General features: G+C 66.1%; 11 protein-coding genes. 7 read left to right on the top strand and 4 right to left on the bottom strand.

Annotated elements, in window-relative coordinates; translation table 11 throughout:
* The first annotated feature begins 115 nt into the window (after nt 1-115).
* The 6 genes from NJU76_RS10690 to NJU76_RS10665 all read left to right on the top strand — a co-directional run bounded on the left by NJU76_RS10690 (nt 116) and on the right by NJU76_RS10665 (nt 6,947).
* On the top strand, nt 116-1,552 hold the full coding sequence (locus NJU76_RS10690; RefSeq protein ID WP_254528347.1) for a transporter: 1,437 nt from the start codon (nt 116-118) through the stop codon (nt 1,550-1,552).
* Nucleotides 1,549-3,090, top strand: coding sequence for a cytochrome c oxidase subunit I (locus NJU76_RS10685; protein WP_254528345.1), 1,542 nt, complete (start codon nt 1,549-1,551; stop codon nt 3,088-3,090). Before NJU76_RS10690 ends, NJU76_RS10685 begins: the two co-directional genes overlap by 4 nt.
* A gap of 209 nt (nt 3,091-3,299) precedes the next feature.
* On the top strand, nt 3,300-3,626 hold the full coding sequence (locus NJU76_RS10680) for a hypothetical protein (RefSeq protein ID WP_254528340.1): 327 nt from the start codon (nt 3,300-3,302) through the stop codon (nt 3,624-3,626).
* An 85-nt stretch (nt 3,627-3,711) separates the two neighbouring features.
* Entirely contained in the window at nt 3,712-4,125 is a 414-nt protein-coding gene (locus NJU76_RS10675) for a PadR family transcriptional regulator (protein ID WP_254528338.1), read from the top strand.
* 141 nt (nt 4,126-4,266) lie between these two features.
* Nucleotides 4,267-5,550 (top strand): Glu/Leu/Phe/Val family dehydrogenase, encoded by a 1,284-nt coding sequence (locus NJU76_RS10670; RefSeq protein WP_254528336.1) that lies wholly within the window; start codon nt 4,267-4,269, stop codon nt 5,548-5,550.
* The gene (locus NJU76_RS10665; protein ID WP_254528334.1) at nt 5,547-6,947 is read left to right on the top strand and encodes a hypothetical protein; all 1,401 of its coding nucleotides are present in this window, start codon (nt 5,547-5,549) and stop codon (nt 6,945-6,947) included. The genes NJU76_RS10670 and NJU76_RS10665 overlap by 4 nt, the downstream gene beginning before the upstream one ends.
* A 153-nt stretch (nt 6,948-7,100) precedes the next feature.
* Here the strand turns inward: NJU76_RS10665 and NJU76_RS10660 are convergent, their stop codons facing one another.
* From NJU76_RS10660 to NJU76_RS10650, 3 genes are all read right to left on the bottom strand, one after another.
* On the bottom strand, nt 7,101-7,589 hold the full coding sequence (locus tag NJU76_RS10660) for a cupin domain-containing protein (protein WP_254528332.1): 489 nt from the start codon (nt 7,587-7,589) through the stop codon (nt 7,101-7,103).
* A 204-nt stretch (nt 7,590-7,793) separates the two neighbouring features.
* Entirely contained in the window at nt 7,794-10,904 is a 3,111-nt protein-coding gene (locus tag NJU76_RS10655) for an FAD-binding and (Fe-S)-binding domain-containing protein (RefSeq protein WP_254528330.1), read from the bottom strand.
* 57 nt (nt 10,905-10,961) lie between these two features.
* Nucleotides 10,962-12,743, bottom strand: a complete 1,782-nt coding sequence (locus tag NJU76_RS10650) for an L-lactate permease (protein ID WP_254528328.1) — start codon at nt 12,741-12,743, stop codon at nt 10,962-10,964.
* Between the two features lie 353 nt (nt 12,744-13,096).
* On the opposite strand from NJU76_RS10650, the gene NJU76_RS10645 reads away from it, so the two are divergent.
* Nucleotides 13,097-13,705 carry an ArsR family transcriptional regulator gene (locus NJU76_RS10645; RefSeq protein WP_254528326.1) on the top strand — a complete coding sequence of 203 codons (609 nt, stop codon included), beginning with the start codon at nt 13,097-13,099 and terminating at the stop codon, nt 13,703-13,705.
* Nucleotides 13,706-13,769: 64 nt separating this feature from the next.
* On the opposite strand, the gene NJU76_RS10640 is transcribed toward NJU76_RS10645, so the two are convergent.
* Nucleotides 13,770-15,080 carry an AMP-binding protein gene (locus tag NJU76_RS10640; RefSeq protein WP_254528324.1) on the bottom strand — a complete coding sequence of 437 codons (1,311 nt, stop codon included), beginning with the start codon at nt 15,078-15,080 and terminating at the stop codon, nt 13,770-13,772.
* Nucleotides 15,081-15,091: the final 11 nt, after the last annotated feature.

Genomic DNA, 15,091 nt, shown 5'->3' with positions numbered 1-15,091 from the left:
GATCCCACCCGGTCGCTCGAGCCAGACAGCCGCCGCTCTGCCGAGATACCCACATCCGCCGAACCGCTCGAGTTCACCGTCCACCCAACCGATCGATTCCCCCGTCCCAGTATCCATGACACACTCACCGACCGATAGCACCGAACGGAACGATCCAGTCCGGCTCGTGTACCTCGTCGCCCTCGTGGCGAGCCACGGCCTGATTCGCCTGGCAGAGCGGTACCTTCCCGAGTTTCTGTCCGCGCTCGGGTACGGGCCGATCGTCGTCGGATCGCTGGCGACGCTCGGCTTCGGCGTCGCCGTCGCCGCGTCCGAACGATCGACGGGCGTGACCGACCACGGATCGGCGACTAATCTCGAGACGACGGCGACCGCCGTACTGTCGACGGCGCTCGCCGCGATCGGCCTGTTCGCCTGGGCGGGATCGCCCACGCTCGATACCCTGCTGGGGACCCCGCTGTCGGCCATCGGGTGGCTCGCGACGGGAATCGTCCTCCTCCAGGCCTGGCATATCGCCGGCCCCGCACGAGGTCTGTGGCCGATCGATACGCGCACGCCAGCGCAACCCTCGAGCGCGTCGGCCGCGATGGGAGACGAGACCGCCGACGAGGGGTCCCGAACTGTCCGACGAGCGGTCACCGCTGACGGTCCGACCCGCACCGTCGTCGGCGCGTTCGGTGTGGCCGCCGCAGCGGTCTTCTCGACGGCCGCGGTCGCGAGCGCCGACGCCGTCGGTGCCGGATTCGCACTGGTCGCGACCACCGGCGCTGCCTTCGCCCTCGTCGGTGCGGTCGCGGTCGGGATCGGCCGCGATCGGTCGCCGACGTTCGGTGATGACCCCCAACGTGACCGGCGAGAGAACGGTGAGCGATCGGAGAGCGGTCGACGGGAAGACGACGGACCGACCGCCGCGGAACCCGACGGTGATTTCGAGCTCTCGGACTTCAGGACCGCGGTCTCGAGGGTGCCGGATCGTCGGCGCTTTGCCATCATCGGCGACGCGCTCGTCAGAGTGGCGGTCGCGGGGGTCGTGCCCTATCTGATTCTCCTGACCGTCGAGTATCGGTCGATCGGGCTCTCGGTCGGCGGCGTCTCGCTCGCACCGGTGGCCATCTTCGGCCTGTTCGTCCTCACGGAGGCCGGCGGCGCGATACTCGGATCGATGGCGGCCCCCGCCCTCCGCTCCCGATTGGATCGCCGAGCGCTCCTGGCGGTCGGACTGGCGGTGCTCTCGTTGCTCCCGATGGCGCTCGTCGCCGCACCGGCCAGGGCCGGCGTCGTCGCCTCTCTGTTCGGTCTGCTCGGTTGTCGAACCGCGATCGATCCGCTCCGCCCGACGATCGGATCCGACACGCAGGCGAGTCCGGTCCCCGGGCCGCGGCTCCCCCGGGAAATTCGAATCGCCGTCCGGATCGCCATCGTTCCCGCGCCGCTGATCGGCGGGATCCTGTACGCGATCGATCCGCTGGTCGCGTTCACCGGCGCGACGACGGTCGGGCTGCTCGGCGTGCGCGAACTGGGACGGGCGTTCGCGTTCGGACGGCACCGATGACGCGGTCATCGACGCCGGGACGCGCACTCGAGGGGGGTCGGAACGCGCTCGCTGGCCTCTCGCGCGTCGATCATCGACGGCTCGCTCGCTGGCACCTCGGCTTCGCGCTGGTGATGGGGCTGTGGGGCGGTCTGGACGCGCTGTCACTCCGAACGGCGCTCCTCACGCCGGCGCTGAACCGCTGGTCGGCGGAGACCTACAACGCCTTCTTCACGACCCACGGACTAACGATGCTGTTCCTGTTCGTCCTGCCGGCGATCTGGGGGTTCGCGTACGCCGCCGTCCCCCCGCTGATCGACGCCGAGGGGACGGCGTTTCCGCACCTCGGCGTCTGGGCGTTCTGGCTCCAGGTACCGGCGGCGCTGTCGATTCGAGCGGGCACGATCGGCGGCATTCTCGGGCTGGCCGGACTCGAGCCCGTCGCGAGCGGCTGGACGCTGTATCCGCCGCTGAGCGTTCTGTCTCCGAATCCGGCCGTGGACGCCGTTCTCGTCGGACTCGTCCTCGTGGCCGTGGGGACGGCGTCCACGGCCGGGAATTTCGTCGTCACGATCCTTCGGCGACGTCGGATTCGATGGCTCGACGTGGACACGTTCACGTGGACGGTGCTGACGGCCGGTGTGATGTCGGTCGTCGCATTTCCGGCCCTGGCCGGTACGGTCTCGCTGTTGGTCGTCGATAGATCGCTCGGAACCGCGTTCGTCGTCGTCGGCGGCGGACCGCTGATCTGGCAGCACCTGTTCTGGTTCTTCGCCCACCCGCTGGTGTACATCCTGGTCCTGCCGCCGATGGGAATCGTCAGCCACGTCGTCCCGCGTTTTGCGGGGCAGCGGCTATTCGGCCGTCGATCGTCGGTCTATTCGACGCTCGCGATCGGCGTCGTCTCCTTTACCGTCTGGGCTCACCACATGTTCGTGACCGGCGTGAGTCCGGCCGTTCGAACGGTCTTCATGTTCACTACGCTGGCGGTCGCGATCCCGAGTTCGGCCAAGCTCTGTACCTGGCTCCTGACGATGTGGGGTGGCACGATCCGGTATACCGCACCGATGGTCGCCGCCGTCGCTGCCGTCGGCTTCTTCGTCGTCGGTGGCGTTACCGGCGTCTTCCTCGCCGTCGTCCCGATCAACGCCCGCTACACCGGAACCTACTACGTCGTCGCTCACTTCCACCTGCTGCTCGCCGGATTCGTCGGACTCGCCCTCGTCGCGGGTGCCTACTACTGGTTCCCCTTGCTCACCGGCCGCCGACTCGAGCCTGGGCTCGCCCGTCTGCACGGGTGGCTGACCATCGTCGGCGTCGCGGTGACCTTCGGCGCGCTGCTGATCGTCGGACTCGCCGTCCTCCCGCGCCGCGTCGCGACCTACCCGGCGGCGTACGCGCCGCTCCATCAGCTCGCAACCGTCGGTGCGTACGTCATCGTGGCCGGCCAGCTGGTCTTTCTCGCAAACCTCGGCCGCTCGCTCTGGCTCGACGATCCCGTCCCCGCAGATCCCTGGGACCTCGAGAACGGTCCGTCGCACACACGTGAATGGCGGTAGAGCCCGGCTCGTAGTCCCAGCCGGGCTCGCCGCCCGCGTGGCCGGCGAACCGAAATCCGCCGGGTGATCGGTCTCCCGGGACTGGCATCTCCAGTCATCAGGGAGCCGCGCGTCCGGTCGTCTAGGAACCGATTGGCAGTTCGAATCGACACTCGACCATCGCAGTTCCATGCAGTCCGACCACCTTCGTAACACTCCAGATTCCCACCATGTCGACTACGACAAGTACTGACGTCGCACTGATGCTCACCCAATTGATCGCGATAACGATCCCGTCGACCGTCGTCCTGATCAAACAGCTACGGCAATCGGATAACCTCCAGTGGCAGTATCGGAAGCTGAGTTTCGGCCTCGTCGCGTCGTGCATCTCGCTGTTGATCACGGCTGCGATTGCCATCCTCTCGTACTTCATTGCGGGATTACAACTACCCAACACGATCAATGCCGGACTGTTGCTCGTAATCGTCGGGTTGCTGCCGCTGGGGGCGTTCATCGCTGTCCTCTACCGCGAACATCGGAAGGAATACGGCCCCTGACGCCGCTCGCTACGCCCGGATCCGGCCGGTCGCGGGTTCGATCCCCGCGCGTAGTTTCGGCGGCCCCGCCGCCGATGACGACCCGATGTCAAATCACATCCCCACGAATTCCGACTGTGGTGACGAACCGGCCACCGACGACGGTGAAATACTGGGCGCTGACGACAGTGACAAATCGAAACCGAACGATATCTCGGACCCTCGTCCGCTGACGAATCTGACCGGTTTCAAGCGCGACCAACTATTCGTCATCCGAATGCTCGCGGACCGCAACCCACACGGCCTCGTTATCAAAGACAAACTCGATCGCTACTACGACGAGGAGATCAACCAGGGGCGACTCTACCAGAACCTGGGCGAACTCGTCGACGAAGGATACGTCGAGAAGCACCCCCTCGACGGCCGGACCAACGCATACCGACCGAGTGCGCACGCGAACAGACGTCTCGAGGAACACTACGAATGGGAGCGGCGCTGTCTCTTTTGTGAGCCTCCGTAGGCGCGAATCGTCCCCGGTCGCGTTTGGGAGCGACCGCGGACCGCAACGGGTCGTGGCAGTTTCGCCCCGGCTGTCTCGACCGAGCCGACCGACCCAGACGAACAGTCCGACGACCGAACTGACGACCACGTATCCACAAGCATGACTCCATTCAACGACTCGACGACCGACGAATCCAGTCGAATAGATCCGGACCTCGACGCCCCGTGGACGTACGCGACGGCCGCCGCGCGACGTCTCGGGGTTCCCGACGATATCGAACAGCGGCTCCTATACCCAACGCACCGCCAGCGAATTACGGTACTGTTCGAACGCGATGACGGTTCCCACGGCGTCTGCGAAGGGTACCGCGTCCGCCACGACGGTGTTCGCGGCCCCTACATGGGGCCACACCGATACGACCCCGCGTTGACCGGCAACGACTGTGCCGGACTCGCGGCCGCGACGACCATCAGCGCTGCGATTGCCGACGTCCCGTTCGGTGGTGCAGCGGGCGGAATCGCCGTCGATCCGTCAACGCTCTCGCGAAGCGAACGGGTCAGCCTCACCCGGTCCTACGCTGCTCGAATCACCGGCCTCGGCGCCGACGGGGACGTCCTCGTCCCGGACGTCGGAACCGACGAACGCACGATGGCTCGAGTCGCCGACGCCGTCTCGAATCGCGTCGACGGCCCCCAGAATGCGGCCGTGGCGGGGAAACCGCCCGCGCTCGGCGGCCACCGGGAAATCACCCGAGCCGCCGGTTACAGCGTCGCCCACGTCACGCAAGACATCCTCGAGACGGATCACGACCGGCCGCTGTCCGACGCGACGGTCGCCGTCTACGGCACGGGACACATCGGTGCGACGGCCGCTCGGCTGCTCGAGTTCTGGGGCGGCACCGTGATCGCGATGTGCAGCGACGAGGCGGGCCTCACCGCGCCCGAGAGCGAGAACGGCCTCGACACGGACCTGGTCCCCAGCTACCTCGAGCGGCCGGGCGCGCTCTCGTCGTACGACGACGGGACGACGACCGGAACGCAGAACGTCCTCGAACGAGACGTCGACGTGTTAGTTCTCGCGGATCCGGTGACTGCGGTGACCGCCGAGAACGCCGACGCGATGCGGGCCGAAATCGTCGTCGAAGGTGCCACCGGGAGCATGACACCTGGCGGTCAAAGCGTTCTCGAGGACCGGGACGTCACGGTCGTTCCCGACGTGCTAGCGACGACCGGCCGGCCGATCGCGGCCCATCTCGAGTGGATCGGGAGCGTCGGGCGCGACCGGATGAGCGACGCGCGCGTGACCAACGAGTTCGGTTACGCGCTCACCGACGCGGTCGAGGACGTTCGCGACCGCCGCGAGAGCTGTTCGTTGAGTTGGCGTGAAGCGGCCTACAGCGTCGGGCTCTCGCGTGTCGCAGCGGCGCACGAGGTGGTGCGATGATCGACCGCATCGACGAATCGCTTCGTAACGCCGTCGGCTGGCTCCGACGCGTCGCGCCGATCCGAGCGGGTCCGGACGGTGACGAACGAGACGCGGAAGACGACGACCGGCCGGACGCGCCGGACGATGATACGGAAGCTGCAGAGGAGGGAGACGGATCGGAAGGGGACGACAAGGACGAACTCGATATGAACGACGAGGACGAACCCGATGGAGACGACACCACCAGAGCCGAGACTCTCGAAGATGCCGGGACGAGACGGAAGGATGTCGGCCCGAGCAGAACGGGTGAAACGCGATCTGACGGCGGCAATCCCAACGCCGACTTGCTGGCCGGTGGGGAGACCGCGGGCAAGGGCAGCGGCGAGGCCGGTGCCTGGGAGCCGGCCGACTCGCCGACGTCGCGGACCATCCACGGCGTCGTCCACGGACAGGACGGTCCCTACGCCTGCGGCGAAGGCGGGCTCTTGCTCCATCGGGGAGGCGACGGTTGGCGCGTCCTCCTCGAGCGGGGGCCGGGCGTCGCGGAGAACACCCTTCGATCCATCGCCGCAACCGACGACGGATGTCGTATCTGGTTCGCCGGTGACAGCGGCGCACTCGGCTTGTACGACGTCGCCGACGGTCATCTCAGCGATCACTCCGCGCCGATGGAAAAGACGAGCACCTGGGAAGCGATCGCTGTCACCGGTCGAACCGGCGAGGAACGCGTCCGCATCGCGAACGGCTCCGGCGAGGTCCTCGACTGTATCGTCGACGATGGCTGCCCAACCTGGGGAGCGGTGGTCGAACCCGGTGGCGGCTCGACGATCGCTGGCCTGACGGCCGGTCCGGACGGGTTCTACGCCGTCGATACGAGTGGCGGGGCGTACTTCGAGCCCCGACCCCCCGACCCTCCCGAGGGCGGATCGGCGGATCGCGACCCCAGAAACGGCGAACCGGCGGATACGGAACCCACAGACACCGACCCATCGAAGGAGTGGAAACGGATCGGCGTCAGGAACGCGCAGGTCAACTTCCAGGACGTCTGGGCCGGCGACCGATCGGTGTTCATCGCCGGCGCTGACGGAATCGCGTACCGCTACGACCCCCGCTGCGAGAACTGGACGCCGCTTGCGGTCGGCGAGGGGGCCCTCCAATCGATCCGGTCGACCAGAACGAACACGGTCGCCGTCGCGAACGGTGGTCGGATATACGAACGCGACGAGAGCGTCCACTGGCACGAACTCGAGGCCCCGACGGAACAGTCGTTGCTCGGACTCGCGCTCGCGCGCTCGAGCGTCGACGTCGACGAAGGACTGGCGACCACACCCATCGACGTCGCCGTCGGATCGGGCGGCGTCATCCTTGAGCGTGATCGGACGGACGGCTCGAGTCCCGGTCGCAGCCGAAACTAGCCGTGGTGACCGAACCCGATTCTCGGGGCACGGGGGCCGGAACTCGATTCTCGGGGGCTAAAATTCGATCACGGGACTCGAAGCCCGCGCCTGGAGCACGGGCTCTGGGCTCGAAGTTCACGGTTCGAATCCGACGTCGAAGCCGAGACGGAACTAGTCGTCTCGGTCCGACTCTGGACCGGCGTCGCGATGGATCTCTACGACGTTCGTTCCAAACGGGTGGAGTGGCTCTTCGAACGTCGCGGTCAGTTCGGTGTTCGGGAAGATCCCAAGGATTCGAGCGGTTTCGTCGCCGCTATTGGCGATGCCGTGGGGTTCCATTTCGGGGACGACCGCGCACTGACCGTTCTCGAGCGATATCGTCTCGTCGCCGATGGTCGCGTCGACTCGTCCCGCGGTGACGACCAGGAGTTCTTCGTTGCTGTCCCGATGAGACGGGAGGTAGTGGTCCGGCTCGATTTCCATACTCACGACCATCAGCTCCTCGGGAGTGACGTCGCTCGCGTTCGGCGTTCCGGGCGACAGCGGGAAGTACCCGCGTATTCGTGCGCGCTCGTCGCGTTCCTGGTACACGTCCACGCCTTCAAACCGGTCGAGGTCGACGGCTCGAGCCGTTCCGGCGTCTTTCGATGTCGTTGCCATAGTGGGTTCACCTCGGTGATTGCGGGCCGTCGCGCGAGGGCGTGGCGTGAAAAGTGCCGTGTCGATGCGTGGCGGCCTGAATCACCTTCTAGAAGGCGGGGTCGAAGCATAACGATTTTTCACGCAAAGGGGAGTCACCGGACCGACGACAGGATGGTGCCCCGTTTGGATCGCGTCGATTACGGTATCGTCGATCGATCGGTACTATCGCGTCCCGTCGATCGCCTCGGCGACGACCTCGATCGGCGTCGACGGCTCCTCGCTCGCGCCGGGCCGATCGCCGAGCTGGGTTCGACAGGAGGCGCCGGGGGTGACGACGCGATCGCCCTCGCTGTCGTCGACCTGCTCGTACAGGACCTCCCCGATAGCGTTGCTCATCGAGTAGTGTTCGGCCTCGTAGCCGAAGCTGCCGGCCATGCCGCAGCAGGACGAATCGAGTGGATCGACCGCGTAGCCGGCCCGCCGGAGGACACCGACGGCGTGGTGGTCCTTCGCGTGGGCCTTCTGGTGGCAGTGGCCGTGGTAAACGAGGTGGTCGTCCGCACTGGCGAAGTCGATTCTGGCGTCGAGGTCGAACCGATCGACGTACTCACAGATTCCGTAGGTGCTCTCGGCGACACGGTCGACGTCGCTCCCCGAGAGCAGGTCACAGTAGTCAGACTGGAGCATCACCGCGTCCGACGGTTCGATCAGAATCACGTCCCACCCGTCCTCGACGAGCGGGGCGAGTCCGTCGACGGTTCCGCGCGCTTTCTCGGCCGCGAGATCGAGCATCCCCTTCGAGAACGCGGGGCGGCCGACGTCGCGTGGCGTGGCGACATCGACGTGAACGCCGGCGGCTTCGAGCACGGCCAATGCTGCTTCGCCGGCCGCAGGATACTCGTGGTTGGTGTAGATGTCCGGCACCAGTACCGCGCGACGGGATGCCTCGGACGCCGAGACGGCAGGGTCGCGATCGGCGATCCGCTTTGCAAAGGTCTGCCGTTCGAACGTCGGGAGGTCGCGTTCGCTGGAAATTCCGAGAACGGTCTCCGCGAGGAGGCCCGCTCCGGGGAGGTTTCCGACCCAGTTGGAGACGGGTGCAGTCGCGCTGCCGATCATCGCGAGCGTTTCGAAGTTCGCGAAGAGCCGGTCGCGAATCGAGATTCCGTGTCGCTGGTGGTGTTCGTGGACGACCTCGGCTTTCAATTTCGCTATGTCGACGCCGCTGGGGCAGTCGTGTTTACAGCCCTTACAGCCGATACAAAGGTCGAGAACCTCCTCGACGAACTCGTCGTCGAACTGCTCCTCGGGATCGAGGTCCCCCTTCATCGCCTGTCGGAGCGCGTTCGCCCGGCCGCGCGTCGAGAGGATCTCTTCGTGGCTCGCCCGGAACGTCGGGCACATCACGCCACCGGTCGTCGACTGCTCACCTCGACAGCCGCCACACCCATGACAGAGCTCCGCCATCCCCTGGAAGCCGTTCTCCTCGTCCCACTCGAGAACCGGGTCGAGGCCGGCCTCGAACGTGTACCCGGGACCGAACCGGTGATGCGCTTTCATGTCGGTCGGCTCGTCGTCGCGGAAGACGACCTGGCCCGGATTCAGGAGCCAATCCGGATCGAACGCTGTTTTCAGCGCCTGGAAGGTCGCCCACAGCTCCTCGCCGTATAGCTTCCGGTTCCACTGGGTCCGGGCACGGCCGTCGCCGTGCTCGCCCGAGACGGAGCCGTCGTACGCCACGACGAGGTCGGTCACGGCGTCGGCAATCGACTCCATCTCCTCTAGTCCCGCCTCGGTCTTCGTGTTCACCAGCGGACGGATGTGGAGGACGCCGGGCCCTGCGTGGGCGTAGAAACTCGCAGAAGTGTCGTGATCGTCGAGGATCGTCTGGAAATCGGCGACGAACGCCCTGAGGTTCTCGGGCGGGATGCCGGTGTCCTCGATGAATGCGACGTGTTTCTCGTCGGTCGTCCGCGAGAGCAGGATCGGTAACCCGGACTTGCGCAGCTTCCAGATCTTGCCCCGGCTGTCGTCGTCGTATGCCTCGATCGCGTCGAACGCCAGCGCGTCCGCGTCGGTGATCGTCCGATCGGCCGCCTCGTCGGGTTCGCCCGCCGATTCGACCGTCGGGCAGCGATCGGCGAGCAGGTTCGCCACCTTCCGTTGGCCGTCGGCGACGTCGTCGGCGTAGAACTCGACGATCAGGACGGCGGCCGTCCCCTCCGGGAGTAACTCGGTGACAGGGGCGAACTCGGGCGTATCACGGGCGAGATCGATCATCACGTCGTCGAACACCTCGACGGCGGCCGGGTCGTGGTCGACGATCGGCTCGACGTCGTCCATCGCGTCCAGCACTGTATCGTACGCGAGCAGGGCCATGCTCTTCTCCGGGGGAACGGGTTCCAGAGAGACCGTCGCTTCGGTGACGACCGCCAGCGTTCCTTCGCTGCCACAGAGCAGCTTCGCGAGGTTGATCGTTCCGCCCTCGGCGTCGGGTTCGCCGATCCCGCGTTCGGCCCCCCGAGCATCCTCGACGAGCCAGTCGAGGTTGTACCCGGAAACGTTACGCTTGAGGTCGGGGTAGGTCTCCTCGATTAGGTCGCCTCGGTCGTCGAGAATACGGGCCACTTCAGCGTAGATCGCCGACTCGAGATCGTCGCCCTCGGCGAGTTCCGGGAGCGCTTTGAGGTCGACCTCGCCGAAGGTCGTGACGGTGCCGTCGGCGAGGACGACGTCGACCTCCTCGACGTAGGCGTCAGTCTTGCCGTACTGCAACGAGTGTGCGCCCGTCGAGTTGTTACCGATCGCACCGCCGAGTGCGCTCTTGTCGCCCCAGGCAGGGTCCGGAGCGAACTTCAGGCCGTGTGGGGCCAGCGCCTCGTTGAGTGAGCCGAGATAGATACCCGTCTGGGCGGTCGCCCGTCGCTGGTCGGCGTCGATCTCGACGACGCTGTCCATGTATTTCGTGAAGTCGAGCACGACGGCCTCGTTGACGGTCTGGCCAGCCAGGCTCGTGCCGCCGCCGCGCGGCAGGACCGGAATCTCGCGATCTGCGCAGTATCCGATGACCGCGGCGACGTCGGCGGTCGATCGCGGGAAGACGACCCCGATCGGCGTCATCTCGTAGATGCTCGCGTCGGTCGCGTACAACTGTCTCGAATACGAGTCCGCCCGGACCTCTCCGGCGACACGCCGGTCGAGGTCGGCGACGAGCGTCGGTCGGTCGACCTCGTCGCTTCGGTAGTCGTAGTTCGCCTGCGGATCGAGCGCAGGGTCCGGGACGGTCGTCGGTCGGTCGTGCGTGTCGATTGAATCGGTTGGATCAGTTGCCATTGGTTGAGTCGGTGGTACGAGTTCGTTCGTCGTGCAGTACGGCCGCGTCCTCGGCCATCAGAACACCCCCGGGAAGAACACGTACGCGAATAGGAGTGCCCAGATGCCGACGAAGATGGTGTAGTAAAGCAGCGGAATAAGGTTGAGACGAATGACGCGTCCTTCCTCGCCGATGAGATCCACGGTGGCGAGCGCGGCGACGACGTTGTGGATCGCCACGAGGTTGCCGATCGCGCCGCCGACGGCCTGGGCGCCGACGATGAGTTCGCGCGAGAAGCCGAGTCGTTCGGCCGCGACGAACTGGAACGGGCCGAAGGTGATGTTCGAGACGGTGTTCGAGCCGACCAGCGCCGCGCCGAGCGCGCCGATGAGGGCGGCGACCATCGGGTACGCCGGGCCGACCACGTTCGCCGTCGCCGTTCCCAGGACGACGATCATGCTGTCGACGCCGTCGGCGTGCGAGCCCGACTGGAGCATCACTTGCGCCATCGCGAGCACGAACACGAGCGCGATCAGCGGCGAGACCAACTTCTTCGTCGCGTTCCCCCACGCCTCGGCCACCTCTCGGCGGTTCATATCGAAGAGACCGACCGCCGCAATCGCGCTGACCAGCAGCCAGGTGCCGGGAACGTAGGTGAAGTTGACGCCGGTGCCGATGTCGGTGCCGAAGACGTTCGACCATTCGAAGAGAAACAGGCCGACGGTGAACTCCCCGCCTCTCGTCGTAACCGTTTTCAGCACCGGCGAGACCTGTCTGCCGAACAGCGCCACTTGCTCACCCTGAAGCAGAGCGGGAAACGGATCGAAGACTCGAGTGAACATTAAGAGTGCCACTAACAGCATGTACGGAAGCCACGCGCGCACGAGCGAGATGTCGTGCGTTCTCGCCAGAACGCTTCTGGCGTCGGTCGGCTGGATCGACCCGGTCCAGTGGTCGGGCCACTCGTCCTGGTCAGGAAACGACCACTCCTCGTCGGGCAGGAAATAGCCTGCCCGGAGCGTGCCGATCACGATCGCTGCGCCGACCATCGATCCCACCAGCGACGGGAACTCGGCGCTGATGAACCACGCCGACAGCCAGTAGGGAATCCCGAACGCCAGACCGGCGAACAGGCAGAGTGGCCACACCGCGAGTGCGGGTCCGATCGATCTATCGTCGGGATCGCCAAAGAAGTACACGACCATGCCGACGACGAACAGAGGCATCACGAAGCCGACGAGCAGGTGGTACGTCGCGGCCCACGCGGCGACGTTGACAGCGAACTGGGCTGCGGTCAGCCCTTCCGCCTCGATCGCGGTTCGGATGCCGGAGACGCTCGTCATCGGCTCCCTGATTCCGACGATGATCGGCGTTCCGACTGCGCCGTAGGTGACCGCGATGATGTGTCCGATCAGCGCGGCGACGACTGCGGCGAGAGCAGGAAACCCGAGGCCGAGCAACAGCGGTGCGACGACCGCGGCGGGTGCCCCGAAACCGGCCGCCCCTTCGATAAACGTCGAGAGAAAGAACGCGATCAACACGATCTGGACGCGTCGGTCCTCGCTGATCACCGTGAACCCGCCGTTGAGGACGTCGAACGCCCCTGCCCGGAGCATGGTGTACAGCAACACGAGCGCGCCGAAGACGATCCAGAGGATCTGAACCGCAATGAGCACCCCCTCGATCGTCGCGGCGGCCAGCCACCGTACCGGCATTCCCCAGACGAAGAAGCCGACGGCGAGTGCGGAGAGCCACGCGATCGGCATCGATCTCGTCGCGGGCCAGAGGAAGCCGACGAGCAGGACGCCGACAACGATCAACGGCACGGCTGCGAGGGCGACGTTGATCGGCTCACCCATGTTCCATTCCTCCTCCCTCTGGCCGGGTCCACCAAGATCGCCCCAAATCGATCATGTCATACATCACCATGGGAAGATGGCAGAGTTAATTGTGACGGACCGTTTACTAGCATCGCACGCCAGCTCGCCCCACCGGCGACGTTCGCCGGAGAAGGACCACCTTCGTCCGCGGTATCTCGCAATTCTCGGCCAATGGAACCCTGTAACGTTCGTCCGTCGTCGGGCCACCGCTTCCCGGCGGTCGGAGCAGTACTAGTCTCACGAAACTGCCCTTCTGACCCGTCTGAAGCCTCCTGTCGCCGATATTCACTCGAATGTAAAGGCATATACAGTCGTGTGTACTGGCTTGAACCATGGCGAATGATCGCGACCGTAACAATCACGGCCAGTATAGCGATCGAATTCCGCCGGAGGCCGCCCTCGAAGCCTTCGAGGAACGGGAGGACCGCGGCCGGCCGCTGACCGCGGCCGACGTCATGGAGCACCTTGACTGCTCGCGACGGACGGCGCACAACAAGCTCACCGAGCTCGTCGAGGACGGTACGCTCGAGACGCGCAAGATCGGCGCTCGCGGCCGGGTTTGGTGGGTACCGATCGAGACGAACGCCGAAGTAGAACCGCGGCCGACGACGGGCCGAACGGACGGCGAGGAGGCACCGCCGTCCGCGGTTCGGGAGGCGATGATGGCGGTCGATCTCCCCGGCACAGGACCGGCGCTCGAAGCGCGACGGGAGGCCCTGCTCGCGTCGTACCAGTACCTCATCGACCACCCCTCCGCGAGAAAGTCTGACTTCCTCGAGAACGTCTATCCGGAGCATCCCGCCGCGTTCGAGACCGACGAAGGCTGGTGGAACGCGATCCAACCTGCCCTGAAAGAGTTGCCGGGCGTCGACCCCCCGGAGGAACGTGGCCACATCTGGAATTTCCTCGGAAGCGATCGGTTCACGCCGACGCTCGGATGATCGGCCGCTCGAGCCGGGTCGGGCCGTTCGCTTTCTCGGTGCAGCCGTCCCGGCTCGAGACGCCTCAAACGGTGAAGACGTATCCATCTTCGGTGCGGTAGCCTGGGTCGTCGATTTCGAACCACCGGTGGCCGTCCAGTTCGACGAACCTGTTCTCCACAGCGGTCGACGGCTCGCGGTAGCCTGTCGAAAGCGTCGGTCCGGTCACGAGCACCCGTCCAACGGCGTCGTCCGGAGGGTCGCGGATCGCCCATCGTGGTACGGGCGGAACCGGAGCGAACGTCTCGTCGACGACCCGAACGCGCATCGGTCCGATTGCCGTTCCGAGACTCCCTGCCACCAGCGCGTCGGACGATCGCGTTCCGAACGCGACCGACCCCGTCTCCACGTACCCCGCGACGTGGATGGAATCGACGCTGGGCCAGGCACGAAGCTGCTCGCAGCGCCCTTCGTCCGGCGTCGGTCCGACGATTGCGATCGTCCGACACGATCCAGACGAGGAGTCGGTCGCCGAGTCGACGGCGTCGAGCAAGTCGGCGAGTTGGTCGGACCTGAGTGCGGCGATCGTGATCCCGCGGTCCGCTAGTAGTTCGAGGATTCGATCCGGATCCCACCGCGGGAGCGGTGCGTAGGTTCCCCCAGTGGAGAGCGTCGCGTGAGCCGTCAGGATCAGACCGGACACCGTTGTGATCGGGAGTGCACCGAGGTGGACGTCCGTCGTGGCGAGTCGGCGGGGAACGAGCGCATCGAATATTTCGATCGAGGCGCGGATCACCCCGTGCGATATCGGCGTCGCGACCAGCTCGCCCGCTCGGCTGACGTACGCGAGCAGGGCTGCGTCGGCGTCCCTGCGGGCGACGACGGTTTGAGCGGTGTCGTGCCGGCTCGCACCGAAACTCATGATCCCGCTTCCCCTATCGCGACCGATCGCCGACGAGAGATCGTCCCCTTCGAGCACGTCGGCCATCGAAGCCGCCAGCAGTGGATCGTCGTCGATGGCGATCCTAACCGCGATCGATTGTTCGAACCTGGCCGTCACGAACGCCGAGAGCCGATCGGCGATGCTAACGACGGCGCGGACGTCGCAATCCCGGCAGATCGCGACCGCGTCGGTCAGGAGGTGCTCCGGCACGGGCACGACGACGCTACCGTTTCGCAACGCGCCGTAGCAGGCGATCAGACCGTCGACGCTGGGTGGCGCGTGGACGGCCACAGCGTCACCATCGGCGACCCCCCTCCGCCGGAGACCGCCCGCGAACCAATCGGTCAACGTCCATAGCTCCCGGTAGGTCACCGTCCGATCGCCGTCGTCGACGGCGATGGCGTCCGGTCGGGTCGAAGCACGCTCCTCGAGCGTGTTGAGTACGTTCGTCATAAATACCGTGT

The sequence above is a fragment of the Natrinema gelatinilyticum genome (assembly GCF_024266705.1).
Classification (GTDB): domain Archaea; phylum Halobacteriota; class Halobacteria; order Halobacteriales; family Natrialbaceae; genus Natrinema; species Natrinema gelatinilyticum.
Note: the sequence above shows the minus strand (reverse complement) of the source record. Positions and strands in the feature narration are given on the sequence as shown.